At 35.1% G+C, this 13,851-nt stretch carries 13 protein-coding genes and 1 pseudogene; 5 read left to right on the top strand and 9 right to left on the bottom strand.

What is annotated here, in order from left to right; translation table 11 throughout:
- Positions 1-3 precede the first annotated feature (3 nt).
- Positions 4-192: pseudogene (locus QA612_RS21000) on the top strand (hydroxylamine reductase); the annotation flags it as partial.
- Between the two features lie 453 nt (positions 193-645).
- Here the strand turns inward: QA612_RS21000 and yhfH are convergent.
- Positions 646-777 (bottom strand): protein YhfH, encoded by a 132-nt coding sequence (gene yhfH, locus QA612_RS20995; RefSeq protein WP_278285794.1) that lies wholly within the window; start codon positions 775-777, stop codon positions 646-648.
- Between the two features lie 462 nt (positions 778-1,239).
- On the opposite strand from yhfH, the gene QA612_RS20990 reads away from it, so the two are divergent.
- Positions 1,240-1,422, top strand: coding sequence for a hypothetical protein (locus QA612_RS20990; protein ID WP_278285793.1), 183 nt, complete (start codon positions 1,240-1,242; stop codon positions 1,420-1,422).
- A 59-nt stretch (positions 1,423-1,481) separates the two neighbouring features.
- On the opposite strand, the gene QA612_RS20985 is transcribed toward QA612_RS20990, so the two are convergent.
- The gene (locus QA612_RS20985) at positions 1,482-2,255 is read right to left on the bottom strand and encodes a peptidylprolyl isomerase (protein ID WP_347568890.1); all 774 of its coding nucleotides are present in this window, start codon (positions 2,253-2,255) and stop codon (positions 1,482-1,484) included.
- 113 nt (positions 2,256-2,368) lie between these two features.
- Here QA612_RS20985 and ric point away from each other — a divergent pair, with 113 nt between their 5' ends.
- Positions 2,369-3,079 (top strand): iron-sulfur cluster repair di-iron protein, encoded by a 711-nt coding sequence (gene ric / locus QA612_RS20980; RefSeq protein ID WP_278285792.1) that lies wholly within the window; start codon positions 2,369-2,371, stop codon positions 3,077-3,079.
- A gap of 180 nt (positions 3,080-3,259) precedes the next feature.
- Positions 3,260-3,637 carry a YhjD family protein gene (locus QA612_RS20975; protein WP_278285791.1) on the top strand — a complete coding sequence of 126 codons (378 nt, stop codon included), beginning with the start codon at positions 3,260-3,262 and terminating at the stop codon, positions 3,635-3,637.
- A gap of 38 nt (positions 3,638-3,675) precedes the next feature.
- Here QA612_RS20975 and QA612_RS20970 read toward each other — a convergent pair whose 3' ends face one another.
- The 4 genes from QA612_RS20970 to QA612_RS20955 form a co-directional block, all read right to left on the bottom strand.
- Positions 3,676-4,533, bottom strand: a complete 858-nt coding sequence (locus tag QA612_RS20970) for an amidohydrolase family protein (RefSeq protein WP_278285790.1) — start codon at positions 4,531-4,533, stop codon at positions 3,676-3,678.
- A gap of 330 nt (positions 4,534-4,863) precedes the next feature.
- Positions 4,864-5,058 (bottom strand): hypothetical protein, encoded by a 195-nt coding sequence (locus QA612_RS20965; RefSeq protein ID WP_278285789.1) that lies wholly within the window; start codon positions 5,056-5,058, stop codon positions 4,864-4,866.
- Positions 5,059-5,160: 102 nt separating this feature from the next.
- The gene (locus QA612_RS20960; protein ID WP_278285788.1) at positions 5,161-8,286 is read right to left on the bottom strand and encodes a GNAT family N-acetyltransferase; all 3,126 of its coding nucleotides are present in this window, start codon (positions 8,284-8,286) and stop codon (positions 5,161-5,163) included.
- Positions 8,287-8,378: 92 nt separating this feature from the next.
- Positions 8,379-8,891, bottom strand: coding sequence for a YwpF-like family protein (locus QA612_RS20955; protein ID WP_278285787.1), 513 nt, complete (start codon positions 8,889-8,891; stop codon positions 8,379-8,381).
- 226 nt (positions 8,892-9,117) lie between these two features.
- Between QA612_RS20955 and QA612_RS20950 the strand changes: the two genes are divergently transcribed.
- A complete protein-coding gene (locus QA612_RS20950) occupies positions 9,118-9,966 on the top strand; it encodes a hypothetical protein (RefSeq protein ID WP_278285786.1) in 849 nt (282 codons plus the stop codon).
- Between the two features lie 239 nt (positions 9,967-10,205).
- Here the strand turns inward: QA612_RS20950 and QA612_RS20945 are convergent, their stop codons facing one another.
- The 3 genes from QA612_RS20945 to QA612_RS20935 all read right to left on the bottom strand — a co-directional run bounded on the left by QA612_RS20945 (position 10,206) and on the right by QA612_RS20935 (position 13,659).
- Positions 10,206-10,904: a TVP38/TMEM64 family protein gene (locus QA612_RS20945; RefSeq protein WP_278285785.1), complete on the bottom strand. Its 699-nt coding sequence runs from the start codon at positions 10,902-10,904 to the stop codon at positions 10,206-10,208.
- A gap of 198 nt (positions 10,905-11,102) precedes the next feature.
- Positions 11,103-12,284, bottom strand: a complete 1,182-nt coding sequence (locus tag QA612_RS20940; protein ID WP_278285784.1) for an MFS transporter — start codon at positions 12,282-12,284, stop codon at positions 11,103-11,105.
- 304 nt (positions 12,285-12,588) lie between these two features.
- Positions 12,589-13,659, bottom strand: a complete 1,071-nt coding sequence (locus tag QA612_RS20935; RefSeq protein ID WP_278285783.1) for a hypothetical protein — start codon at positions 13,657-13,659, stop codon at positions 12,589-12,591.
- Positions 13,660-13,851 lie beyond the last annotated feature (192 nt).

Genomic DNA, 13,851 nt, shown 5'->3' with positions numbered 1-13,851 from the left:
CATGTCCTTTCATTTTTTGAACAAAAAGCTGTTGCCATTCTTTTAGGATTATTTAGTCTAGGAATTAAAGATATTCGTATTGGTCCAAAGCCACCAGAGTTTATTTCTGAAGGAGTATTACATCACTTCCAAGAAACATTCAATCTTCAATTAATTGAGACTACACAAGAAGACATGGAAAGCAACGCCTGAACCTACTTATTTTCAGGGTAGACCTCTCATTTCAAGTATAAATTTGCACCATGGGGGATGAAAATACTCATCAGGAGGTTCCTCCGTTCTATGCGGAACAATTATGCCATCCTCCAATTACGCCTAAGTACCGCCTACGTCCTGTAGGCAACGGCGTAATGTCGCCATCCTAGCTCCGGGCACGGCCTCAGCCTCCACACTATATATTTTGTATACTGCTAAAGTACATGGGCCTGTCTCTGCCTCTGGAAGTGTTGCTCTGTTGTTATATGCGTCGAGACAACTCGAAGTTTATTTGTGAAGCAAATGCTCGTCGCTGGAGTCGTCACCATTCACTACTGAACTGTCTTATTTCAGGGTAGCCTAAAAGATAAAAAAAAGGCTATCCCTATTGTTATTTATCCAATAACCTTGGGCTAGCCTCGAGTATTATTTATTTCGTATATAAATTTTTTAATGAATTTCTCCTTCACAGTCCTCACACTTATGAGAATAGCAGTCAGCCATTTCTTCAATGTGATCGCCACACTTTGCACATTCTTTCGGTGGTAAATTATTAAAGAACTCCTTACTAGACATCATCATCATTGATCCCTCCATCCTTAAGTTCTAAATTAATTGTAATATAACATTGTGAAGTATTCAACAAACTATCATAGAACAAATTGAACATTTTGTGAAAAGAAACTTAAAAACATTACCACTTTTATTACTATGTTTATGTTATTTACCCTATATCTGTGTCAAACAGTTCTTTTCTTGTTTTTTATTATATAACAGATTATGTTAGATTTCATTACTTTATTCTAATTTTATTGAATTTTCTTTCTTTTCTGAAATATCACCATCTATTTTTTTCCCTATTTCTAAGCTCCCTTCTCTCAAATATTTCTAACTATATTTTCACCAAGTTCACTTGAAATACTCATAAAGGCAGGAATGAATTTATTTCCTATATTTTCTTGGCTACATTTCAATTGCTTGAAAGTGAATTGCATTTTATAATAAAATGGTAGAGTTGAAAGGAACGTTAGGGGGAGTCATATTATGGGTAAACGATTATTAGCAGTATCATTTTTAGCTTTAGTCCTTCTTTTTACACCATTAACAACAGCTTTGGCAGCAGGAAATGAAAATGGGGACGCTAATGGATCACTAATGCAAGGTCCATTTATTATTCTAGCTTTTGCAACAATTATTGTCATGATTTACTTTTGTTTTCGCGATTAACAGAAAAGAAACGTACATAAAAAGCAGAGACATTAATGTCTCTGCTTTTTGCATGGAGTTTATTTAATTACATCAATACGTTCAATAATGACTTCTTCCACTGGTCGATTATTTCCATCCGTTTGTACTTGAGCTATTGCATCCACAACATCCATACCATCAATGACATGTCCAAATACGGTGTGTGAAAAATCTAAGTGAGGCGTTCCTCCTACCTCGAAATACTTTTCAACTGTTTCTTCTGGGAAATCAAGGTTATATTGCGCCTCTATCGCAGCAATGTATTCTTCACTAAATCCTTCATTATCTGCCTGAACAATAAAGAATTGACTTGAATTGGTATCTGGACGACCAGGGTTAGCCATGGAAAGTGCTCCACGAAAGTGTGCTAAATTTGGTGTAAATTCATCTTCAAAAGGGGCACCATATATACTTTCCCCGCCACTTCCTGTTCCTTCAGGATCACCACTTTGAATCATAAAGTTTTCCATAATTCGGTGAAAGATAACACCATCATAATAGCCTTCTTCACTTAAGGTGAGAAAGTTCTCAACTGCCTTTGGTGCATACTCTGGGAAAAACTTTAAATGAATGTCCCCCATATTCGTATGTATAATCGCTTCTCTTTCATTTTCAGCTACTTCTTCATTAAATTGAGGAAGTTCACCCTGAAATTCCCCTACAGCATTACCTTCATTCGCTTCTAAGTCTTCATTTACTCCATTCTCTCCGTCTACATCATTACTTTCATTTACTCCATTGTCACCTGTACCACAAGCTGTTAACAATAAAACAACACTTACTAGTAAATACATGAAAGCCCTTTTCATCATTTCTCTCTACTCCTATCATTTTTTCTTTATCCTCTTTTGGTGACTCATATCACCGACAGCCCATTCCACTGTATCGTATCATAAAGATAACATAATTAAAGGGAGGAAATATAATGGAAACTGTTTTTAACCGTGACACAAAAGTACGAGATATCGTTATTCGAGTGCCACGTTCTGATGAACTATTTAAACAACATAAAATTGACTTTTGCTGTGGAGGAAACCGACCTATTCATGAAGCAATTACAGAAAAAGGGTTAGACGAAAGTGTTATCTTAAGTCAGTTACAATCCCTTTTTGATGATGCTAGCAATATGAAATCTCTTGACGATCAAGATTGGGCAACAGAGTCTTATTCTACTTTAATTGATCATATCCTCCATCGTCATCACGGCTATCTTGTAGAGGAATTGCCAGACCTGAGCTTCTATGTCACTAAGATCTTCCGCGTTCACGGTACATCTCACCCTGAACTGGCTGATCTTCATCGTCTCTTCCATGACTTAAAAACAGAATTAGAACAGCACATGATAAAAGAAGAACAGGTTGTTTTTCCAGCCATTCGTCAATATGAAGCTAATCCAGTTCAAGAAGAACGAAACCTTGCAACAAACCGTATTCACGAGCTTGAATCTGAGCATGAAGAAGCAGGTTCTCTCCTAAAAAAAATTAGAGAAGTCACTTCTGATTTTACATTACCTTACGGCGCTTGTACAACCTATCGAATGACCTATAAACGTTTAGAAGAGCTAGAATCAGATATGTTCCAGCACGTACATCTAGAAAATAACATCATGTTCCCACGCCTCACGGAAGAAGGCTAACACGTTCACAAAAGATTCAGGAACCAGGTTCCTGAATCTTTTGTGTTTTTCTTGACTATTTTTTTTTATAGAGTAAAATATAGAAATAGAACACATGTTCTGTTTATTTTTTGCATATACTATATATATATTCGTTACATCCCACTAGAAAAGCCAAAACAAAAAGGAGTGATAAATCATATGGCCAAACTCACCCCTGAAGAAGAACGCTTAAGTGAATCCTACATCTTATTGGAGTTGGCCCGTAAAGTGTTAGAAAAGGATCTTGTGAAAATAAATCAGTCCCCTGTAAAGCTGAAAGATCCGTATATCCGTTTACTAGAGCAGTCTCTTTCCAAACTTAGCAAAGAACTTTATGAAACAAAGGCTAACATGAAAAAACTAGGCTTGAAAGTACAATTAAACGATCATGATGACACCTTTTCTGAGTACACCCTTTTCTTTCGTGGATATGTACTAACTGCAAAGTATTTAAATGCTCATTTAAGAAATCAAGTAAGCCATCAAATTGCACAATTATTCACTGGTGCAAGACAGGAAAACAAAACAACTTCATAAGAAGCAATCCTCCACAACGATTGCTTCTATCTATTCTATTAAATAAATCTTTTGATTTTTGGAAACACATGAATTGCTGTGTTATAAAAGACATCATCCCATGAGGCAGGTGGCATATAACGTTTAACAAATTTAATATAAGGGCTAATGGAAACGAGTGGCCAATCTGTTCCAAATAAAAATTTATCGTAATGATCACAAAAAGCAATGGCATGCTTTAAGTGATCAAAAAAGTGCGGTGTGTTCATGATTCGATTAACTTCACGATCATCCCCTACAATTAACCCGGATAAATCCGCAAACATATTACGATTTTTATAAACAACCTCTGCAGCATCAATCATCCACGGATCACCGAAATGGGCCATCACAAATGTAACATCTCTGTGAAATACTGCCACCTCATCTAATGTTAAAGGATGAGAATATTTTAATAAGCCCCGTTCTGAATATGTATCCCCTGTATGAAAAACAACAGGAACTTGATATGCTTTGGCCAATTCGTAAACAGGTTCATACACCTTGTCATACGCATAAAAAGGATAGTATCCTAAATATATTTTAATCCCTACAACATCGGGCTTTAGCAACTCTTTCTCTAAATGTAGAAGCTCCGTTGTCCCTAGACGATAAGGATTGACTCCGGCACAATATACGATGTTAGGCTCCTCTGTTTTTACTAAATCCAAACCCATAGGAGTAGGAGGCTTATCATCAGGAAAGCCACCTCCTCCTTCAATTTCTCGTAACCCCATACCAATACTAAGGACAATATTATTTTCATCCATTTCTTTCTTTAAACCACGAACAGAATAGTCAACGTGCGAAAGATTTTTTGCAGTATGGTGAAAAGAATGGATGTGAGACAAATGTACATGAGCATCAATTATTTTCAATTCTACACCTCCCTTTCTTGTGGCTACCCTGAAAATAGCTGTTATCGAACTTATCAGTGTTAACAACTAAAGGATAAGTTAATCATTCGTTCCAATTGGATTAAAATCATTTTCATCCTCCATGGTGCAAATTCACCTTGCATGAGAAGTCTACCCTGAAAATTGCTGCTGTCGAACTTATTAGTATTAACAACTAAAGGTTAAGTTAATCATTCGTTACACCCCACTTCGCTTTCCCGGACGACCTGCCAAGCCTCCTCGGTCGTTCCACTCCCTGCGGTGTCTCGTCTAGCTCGTTCTTCCGCAGGAGTCTCGTGGGATTCCACTCATTCAAACTGGATAAAAATAATTTTCATCCTCCATTCCCGCAAACGGTGGAAAAACATAAATGCGGGATGAATGAAGTCTATATTCTTCCCGCAATCGGTGGAAAATCACAAATGCGGGATGAATGAAGCCTATATTCTTCCCGCAAACAGTATTAGATTGGAATTGCGGGAAGGTAGTATACTTTAGAAAGAACATTTTCATCCTCCATGGTGCAAATTCACCTTGCATGAGAGGTCTACCCTGAAAATAGAACCGTTGATTAAATTACGTCAGTCATAGTGCAAGAACATGCAAGCATTACGATAAAGTAAATCGTAACGAACGAAGCTCTTTAAAGTCACCTATTGTATATGCTTCTTTAGAAAAAACAAAGAAATGAGGATCGACCACTTCAGACTCCCCTGTTTTCGTATAAAGGGGCTGTTCGGAAAAAGCCCAAATGATTTCTTGTCTCATATAAGCTGTTAAATCCTCAATCATTGTATTAGGAATAAAATGTAGCTTATTTTCTATTCCTTTTCTCTCCACTATAATACTCTTAAGGTTATATAGCTCCGTTTCATGATGATGATGCTGTAATCGTTCTACTCCCGCATCCCCCGGTTCAAAGCAAAGGGTCGTGTCTCCCTGATTTTCCCCAAGTGACGCATTAAAATACATATTTTGAACAGTGCCATAAAAGTGAAAACCTATTTTTTGTTCAATACATGTAAAAACAGCTAAAACAGGTAACCCAGGACGTGTAACAGCATATTGATGAAACACAACTCCTTCGTACTTAGGGTGATCATTGATAGTCGTTGTTATTTTAATACCAGTCCAACTTTCCCCAAATTGATCCTTTACCGATACAAATTGCGCCTCAGAAGGAAGAACAATCATTTTTCGTTGAAGTAAGTAAGAAATTCCAAAGCTAAGGCCACCGACCCAAGGATTCCACCATGCCTTCGGTTGTGGAGTAGGAAAAGATGTATCGAGCCATTCTGTTTCACCATCTACAAGTGAGTAAAATCCAGGAAAAAAACTAGGGGCTGCTTTTAAAGAGAAAGCACCATTATTTAATTCGTATGAACGGTGTCCATTCACAACCTCTATCTTCCTTTCTACATGAGAATGGTTTCCTTGGAACAACAGTAACCGTTTATTTAACCGTTGAGAAGACAACGTTCCATGTAAATAAATAGGTGTTATTAACCGATCTTTTTCAAGAGTAACAGGAACATCCCAATAGGACCAATTATCTGAATCCGTACGACTAATAGAATGTATTCGTTCATCTCCTTCTATAGAAGGAACAGACACTTCAAGATTCACCTCTACATTTTTTTGTACCATACGTCGGAAAGAAACGACTGCTTCCCCATCTACAATAGGTGAACCGTTTTTTGTTTGAAAGGAATAAGCTTCAACAGGTAATGTTAATTGACGATCTTTTTTTTGATTTGCAAATTCCCGTACTTCATCAACGGAGGCAAAAATCTGTTGTCCAAACCATAGCTTACTAGAAGAAACTATGGATTTAGGTTCAATTTTCCCCCAATGTAATTCAAAATAATGGTCGTGCCAATGGTGAAAATGAACCGGTGCATCCCCTTCCCAAATAATAGCTGCTTGGATGTTATTATTCATAGAAAAGAACCAGTTCTCTGAAACCCTTTTTTCATCCCACACTGACACTTCATGATTAAGTGTTCCTTTACTATGGACAACTTGATTATCATATGGAATATACGTATCTGCTAAAGGAAAGGTAAAGGAATGATTTAAACGAATATCCTCTACTACTCTTTCACTTTTATTCTCTAACAAATAATGCTGTGTCATTAATCCTTCACCAGTTAATTCAATGATTCGATGGAGAATCACGTTTGGAAAATCTTGAGATAAATAAGTGAGCTTCATCCCAATACTATCATTACTAGTTAAAAACGAAACGTTTTCTGGTTTCTTTATAGAAAACTCTTCAGAGTACGGCTTTCCTAGCTTTGGATAAAAAAAGCTATAATGACTCTTATTCTGTCGTCCTCGTTCATACAGCAATTCGTTATTTTCTTTATTTAGTGCCACATGTACCATACCGCTAAACAAATGATAATAAGACTGATCCTCACCAAATAGTTTACTTCCTATTGTATTAAAAGGAAAAGTAACCTGCTGATCATACTGGATAATTTCTCCTTCTTCCCCTTCAACAAGCATCTCAATAGTTTTGTTAAAAAAGATGCTTTTACGGATAACATGAGGTAGAGAGATAGTAAATCGTTCCTTTTTCTTTAACGAAACCGTCCAATTTTCTTTCTTAAATTCTACTTCGTCTGATGTAGGAACAGTAAACCTTACAACCACAGGAGAAGAACAGTTGTTCTCTAACTCTAAATAGGCAGTTTGTTCTTTATTCAATGAGCTAAAATTCCCTGTCAGCCGACCTGTACACTTCACTGGAGCCATTGGTAAAACTCCTGTTTTTAACTCCATGGTCTTACCATTTATGGTTAATGATACGACAATAGATGGATGAGTCTTCTTTGAGCTTTGCTCTTCATCAACTGTTTTAACAGTAAATGTCCCCTCAACTGTGTTCTTGGTTTCTACTATTATTTTTTCGTCCATACGAAAGGTAATGTTACGATTATTGGACCATTGTAATCTTATGTCTATCGGTTCATTCGTATAATTTTCTACATGTATACGTACAGGATATGTTTTTCCAAAAACTACTTTATGACAATCAAGCTCCATCGAAATAGATAATTTTTCATTTTTCACAGCACAAATCCCACGGCTCGTTTTTTCAATTGCTACATTTAAAAATCGATCGTTCTTTTTCCATTTATACTCATATCTCTCAAAATCATTTTCCTTTATACCATCTGGTTCAACAAGAATTTCTCTAACACTATCCCGGTACCAATCTGCTATTTGAAAAAATTCATTAAAAGCCTCTGTATTTAATACCATTGGTAAAAAATTCATTAAATGTACAGAATCATCACGATTTTCCCAAAAGAAACCACACTTTTTATATAGAGGTACGGCCTTTGTATTTCCTGGCCAAGTTCTTAAGTCTAGTCTAGGCCAACCTAATTTTACTGTTTCTGCTAATGCAGTCAAGACTAGCATCTTCCCAATCTTTTTTCCGTGATAATCTGACCTTACATTTAAAAGAGGAATATACAAAGCACCTTCATCATCACGATACACAGAGAGACCACAATAACCGACAGCTTCTTCCCCTGCTAAAGCAATATATGTATGAAGGTTTGTGGAATTCGCTTCTTGGATGAGCACATGATCCTCTGTTCTTATATCAGCATGGCCCCCCCAACCTTCACGACTTTTGTTCCACATATCTGCTACCGTTTTCGCATAAGCAGGTTTATATTCTACTATTTCAATTTCAGTAGAAACATTCAATTTTTTCATAGCAACAAGGCTCCTCTCAACCATTATTGTTACTTTGTTCCAACTAGATTTGATTCAAAAAAACGTCTTCATCCATGAAGACGCTTTTTCCATTAGGAAGACTCAGAATCATAAAACCCCTTTTTCTTTACCTGTTCATAAGCATTTGTTAAAATTCCTTGAATGGCTCGACCTCGATCTTTTTTACGACGTTTAAACTCATTAAAAAGATCATCTCCACTATACCCTTCCTTAATTAAGTTTCTTAATAACATGTCAGATAGATCATCTTTTTTTACTACAAGAACTCCATCTAAATGGATGCTATAATGGTTTTTCAATTCATTTATGGATTTCACTTTGCAAACGAGAGTAGCTGGATCATTCGTTCTTTTTGTAATTGTTACTTCCGCCATAAATTTCTGTTTATCTTTTAAATAATCCTCAAAAAACTCTTTCCATTCTTTCGTCACTACAGCATCAAGAAGCCAGTTTTTTTCTGCTTCTTCCTTATTAATAATTAAACCATCTACGATGGGAATTTCCTTACCCTTTAAATGAAGCTCATCTTCAGCTTGTTCATTATCGAATAATATTGCTAATGAACATAGTTTAAAAGTTTTCATTATATACCTCCCATTACACCCTTAAAAAAGCTCAATTATTACAATTCTTCATGATAAGGATTAAATCCTTCTCTTATAAGAAAATAACCGGATTCACTCCTAATAAGTATAATTATTATTCTTCCTATCATTTACCAGTTCAACTTTTTCCATTCAACATCTCTTTTCCCATAAACTCTTTTCGTGATATAGTAGTCAAAAGTATGATGAAAAGGATATAGAAACGATGACCTCAAAAAAAGCAATAATCACTACATTACAAAAGGAACAATTCTGTAAAATTAAGCTTCCAATCACAAAGGAAAACTCCTATACTTTTTTCACTTTGAAAGGAGAAGCTAATCATATAAATAGGCATACAATTCCATGCAATTGGACGACAATTTCATCTTTATTTCATTCCTATGATCAAATCATACTTCATGAGCCGTTGCTATCTAATGATCAAATGGTCCAAGGAATAGAAAAACACGTTTCTGAATGTATACGAATTATATTCCAAAGAAGTTCGATTTTGTTGAATAAACCACTCTATTATTTACGTGACGGGACTATTATCCCTTTACACAATGAAGATCCATCAACTAAAATATCTAAACATAATTTCCAATCTAGTACCAGCAACCTAAAGCACGCAGTTACTTCTGTACAAAAGATATATTTATCATCCGATATAGAGATGAAAGCCCTTGTTTTACAATACTTTCAATGGTTACATCATTTCACAAAAAAAATGATTGTCGTAAAAAAAAGTTATTCTAGTTATTCATTTCATGTTCTTGGAATAAAACAGCCATTGTTAATTTTAGAATATAATAAACAGCTAGAAAACCACCATGACATAGCCGAGTTAGTAATTAAAGGTGGATTTTTAAATAAGGAAGCGAAGAAACAAGAGCCTGTTGGCCGCTTTTGGTTTGTTCGATCATTACATAACAATAACGTATACACCTGTTTAGTCCACTTCAAGCCAGCTTTGCCTTGGTATATATACCGAATGACACAAGGCTGGATTCATGGAAGAGTTATGAATCAATTTACTAAATTCTTGTTAAAAAATGAAAGAAACATCTAATTTTCATATAGAATCTTCTTCCAATTGTGCTGTGGCAGCTGTCCAAATAGGTGGTGAAATAATGTTATCTAAGAAGTTTTCTATCTCTTCAAATAAGTCGATACTTTATTTTGATAAAGCGTAAATTCCCAGAGAGATGGAAAGGGGAAAGTGAAATACGACTAAAATCTAAGAAACTCATAGTTATCCTCCTCAAAATATTATTTAAGGAATAAAACGAAATGAATAGTAAAAACATGTTAAATAAGCTTTTTGTTACGTTGTTCATTTCTATGCTGAATCGTTTGCTGTGATCGATAATAATGAATGGCATAATAAACGAAAACAGTAAGAGCATAAATCAAATAGCCAATTAAATATGGAAAAAACATCCCTTCTCCCATCCATATTGGAGCAGCAAGGATACTTAATAACCAGACCATTGATATGTTCCCCCATATAGAAGACCAGATATATTGCTTTAACGGTATAGGGCTAAAAGCCGCTGCAATTGATATAAGGTTACTTGGCATGATAGGAACACTTCTTAAAATGACAATTACTAAAACTCCATATTCTGTCATCCAATGTAACAATCGGTTCAATTTTTCTTGACGTTTAGCCCAATAGTTTTCTACCCATTTACCACTAAAGGATTTTACGATCCAATAGCATAATAAAGAACTCCCTACTGTACCAATCAAACTAATCAGAAAACCTTCAACTAAGCCAAATGTAAGAAAATGAATAATAATCAACAATAACACTGGAAATAGCGTTATAACTCCTTGAATGAGCATGAGTGGCATTGTAACCAGTAGAAGCCTATACCCTACACCTTCAATGACACCATCTGTAAAGTAGTCCAAATCTTCTTGCCTTAAACGGGAAACCCATTCCCAATCTATTAAATATAAAATAATTCCGAATCCTATTAATAAAAGGATGCCCTTTTTCATATCATCACCTAATTCTTTGTAAGAAGAAACCCTTCTATTATTTTCATAATCTTTTATAAAGACCTACAGTACTATTATAAACGAAAGAGCTTCACTTTGTATGAATAACATAAAGAAATCCAATCCATAAAAAAAGGCAAACACGAATAGTGTATGCCTTACCATCTTAAGCTATCATAATTTAGATTTTTATAACATCTAATTTCCTTCATTCATACGACGTTTATCCTTCTGTCCTTCCTCACTTTTAAAATAAACAATTCGATAAAGAACAGATCCCATAAACCCTATTGCTGCAAGAACAGCCATGACAGTATATAGTGTTCTAACATCAAAAGCGTTCATGACATTCCCACCAATAAGAGAACCAATAACACCAGACAAGCCAAAAAATATTGATATAAACAATAGATGTCCAGTAGACTCTAATTCCTCAGGAACTAGTTTTGTTACAAACTGAAAGGCTGTTAAGTACATGATCCCAAAAGTAAAACCGTGAAATAACTGAATAACTAGTACGAAACTAGGATCAGGTGCAAAGGACATTAAAAGCCAACGCACAAAGTAAAGAAATGCAGCAATGTTTATTAGTGTTAATGGATGAAAGCGTCTAAACCAATACACACTAAAAGCGAACATTAATGCTTCCGTAACAATTGCAAAAGCCCAAGAGATACCTATGTACGACTCGTTGCCACCTAGTTCAATAATATATAGGCCAATGAAGGAATCATTTATACGGTGGGTCAAGCCTATAACCATAATCATCCCTAAAAAAATCATGAGCTTTGGATTTTTTAGTAGCTTCAATGCACTAATAAGCTCCACTGGTTTTTTCGATGGTTCACTATCAGGAGATGCATAGCAAAATAGTATAGCCACAAAAATAAATATTGCGTAAAGAAAATAAATATTTGTAATACCAATTTGTGCTAAAATAAATCCGCATATTAGATTAGAAACTCCAAACCCTAAAGAACCCCATAAACGTATACTCCCAAAGGAAACATTATTTTTCACTGAAACCTTTTGTGCTAAACTATCTCCTAATCCACCTGATGGAGAGGTAAAAGAGAAGAAAATAAATAATAATGGGATAAGGATTAAATATTCTGTTAGCTGAAAAACGATAATTCCCAATGCTAGTGAACAAGACAAACAAATGAGTAGCACCCGTTTAACCGTTTTCCATTTATCACTCATAAAGCCCCAAAATGGTTGTGCAATAATGGCTGCTGCTGGGCCAACGGCTAAAAGGACACCGATCTGTGACCCCGTTAAACCTAAATGCTGTAAATAAACCGGTAAATAACTAATAATTAATGCCATAGATGAATGAAAGAAAAACAACATTCCTTTAAGCTTGAATATCGGACTCATGCTCCTATCTCGACCTTTCTTATACGTCAATATATCTTTATTATGACATGTTATGATATAAAAAAAAGTGCATGCTAATGGGTGGTAATACGGTGCATATCGTAATAGCATTTTAAAATGAGAAAAGACCTTTAAAGGCCTCAGTAAGAATATGTATGATAGTTACACGTTATTTCTAAATTAATCATTTAAACCAAGAAGAAATTTAGATAATAGAAATATTATACCATGAATTTTCTTTCATATTTTTAGTTAATATACGAAAAAGATCCCTTCTTAAAAAAAAGGGGATCTTTTTCATGTTTTACTTCAATATATTTACCTTTATTTGCTGTATTATAGAGGAGAGTTTTTCCTCACTAATATATTTTTCATACATTTCGTGAACTTTCATTTCTAACTCATTTACTCGATGCAAATGATTCGTACCTGACTTCATTTTATCCTTATAGTTTTGTTCGATTTCTGTTAATAGTATCATATTGTTTTGTTCTACATCTTGATTGATACACCGTTCAAACATATCCACGATGGAATCACTTGAACGTTCAGCGTTAATGACATGTGGTGCTGTTCCATCGATTATTGCAAAGGAAAGGCTTGGAATGACAACCATGTCTAAACTATTAGGATCAAGTGCACATGGAAAATAATCTACTGATAATCCATGTCCTTTCGCTTCTGCAACGATTTTTCTCATTAAAGTGGACTTCCCACTACCCGAACGCCCTTTAATAATAATTCGTTTTGATAAGCCTTCCGTTATAGTATTAATAAAATTAACTGGGCCATAACCAGTAGCTGCACCGAAGAACAATTTCCTTTCAATTGGAGAATTCTCCTTTGCTACTACATTTGAAAACAAGTCCTCAATAATTTCTTCCGCTACCTTATCCGCTTCACTAAAATCCATAGCGGAAAGATATATTTTTTCTTTTTCTTCATGGATTTCTCTTCCTTTAGCAAAATACAAATATGCTTTATGTTGATTTTGTTTAATCTCATCTGAATAACGTAAAATATTTGCCGTATCACTTCGTAGAGAAGATAGATTTAAACAATCGTTTAAATTGTATGTCTGTTGTACAATCCCTCGAAAACGGCTTAATGGTAAAAGAGGTTCATTATCAGAAAGTAGTAATAATTCCTTTGATGGAATAAAGATGCTGTCATACGTCTCTCCATCATTGGGATGAACAAAGATAACGACACGTTCCCCCTCTTGTTCAAGAGCTTTCACAGTTTCCTTTAATACTTCTCCCCTTACATACATACTCCCACCAGTAACAAGAGATATGGAACAATATTCCAAAAACTGATCAATCAAATGATAAGGCCCTTCACTTGTGTGGCCATTAATAAAGTATTTTTTCACAGATTCCCCTCCTTAATTAACCTCCTTTTCATCCTATTCTAAAAAGCCCAAAAGTGTGTGATAAAAACTGACAGGGCGTTGTTAACAAAAAGGGGTCTAAGGAAAGTAACCATTCAAAAGAAAGGCACCCCATACAATGTATTTACATTTAAAATGGAGGTGCCAAAAGACTTATATGTAATATATAATAAT

The organism is Evansella sp. AB-P1, from assembly GCF_029688925.1.
GTDB lineage: Bacteria > Bacillota > Bacilli > Bacillales > Salisediminibacteriaceae > Evansella.
The sequence above is the reverse complement of the archived record's forward strand: the minus strand, read 5'-3'. Positions and strand labels throughout refer to the sequence as shown.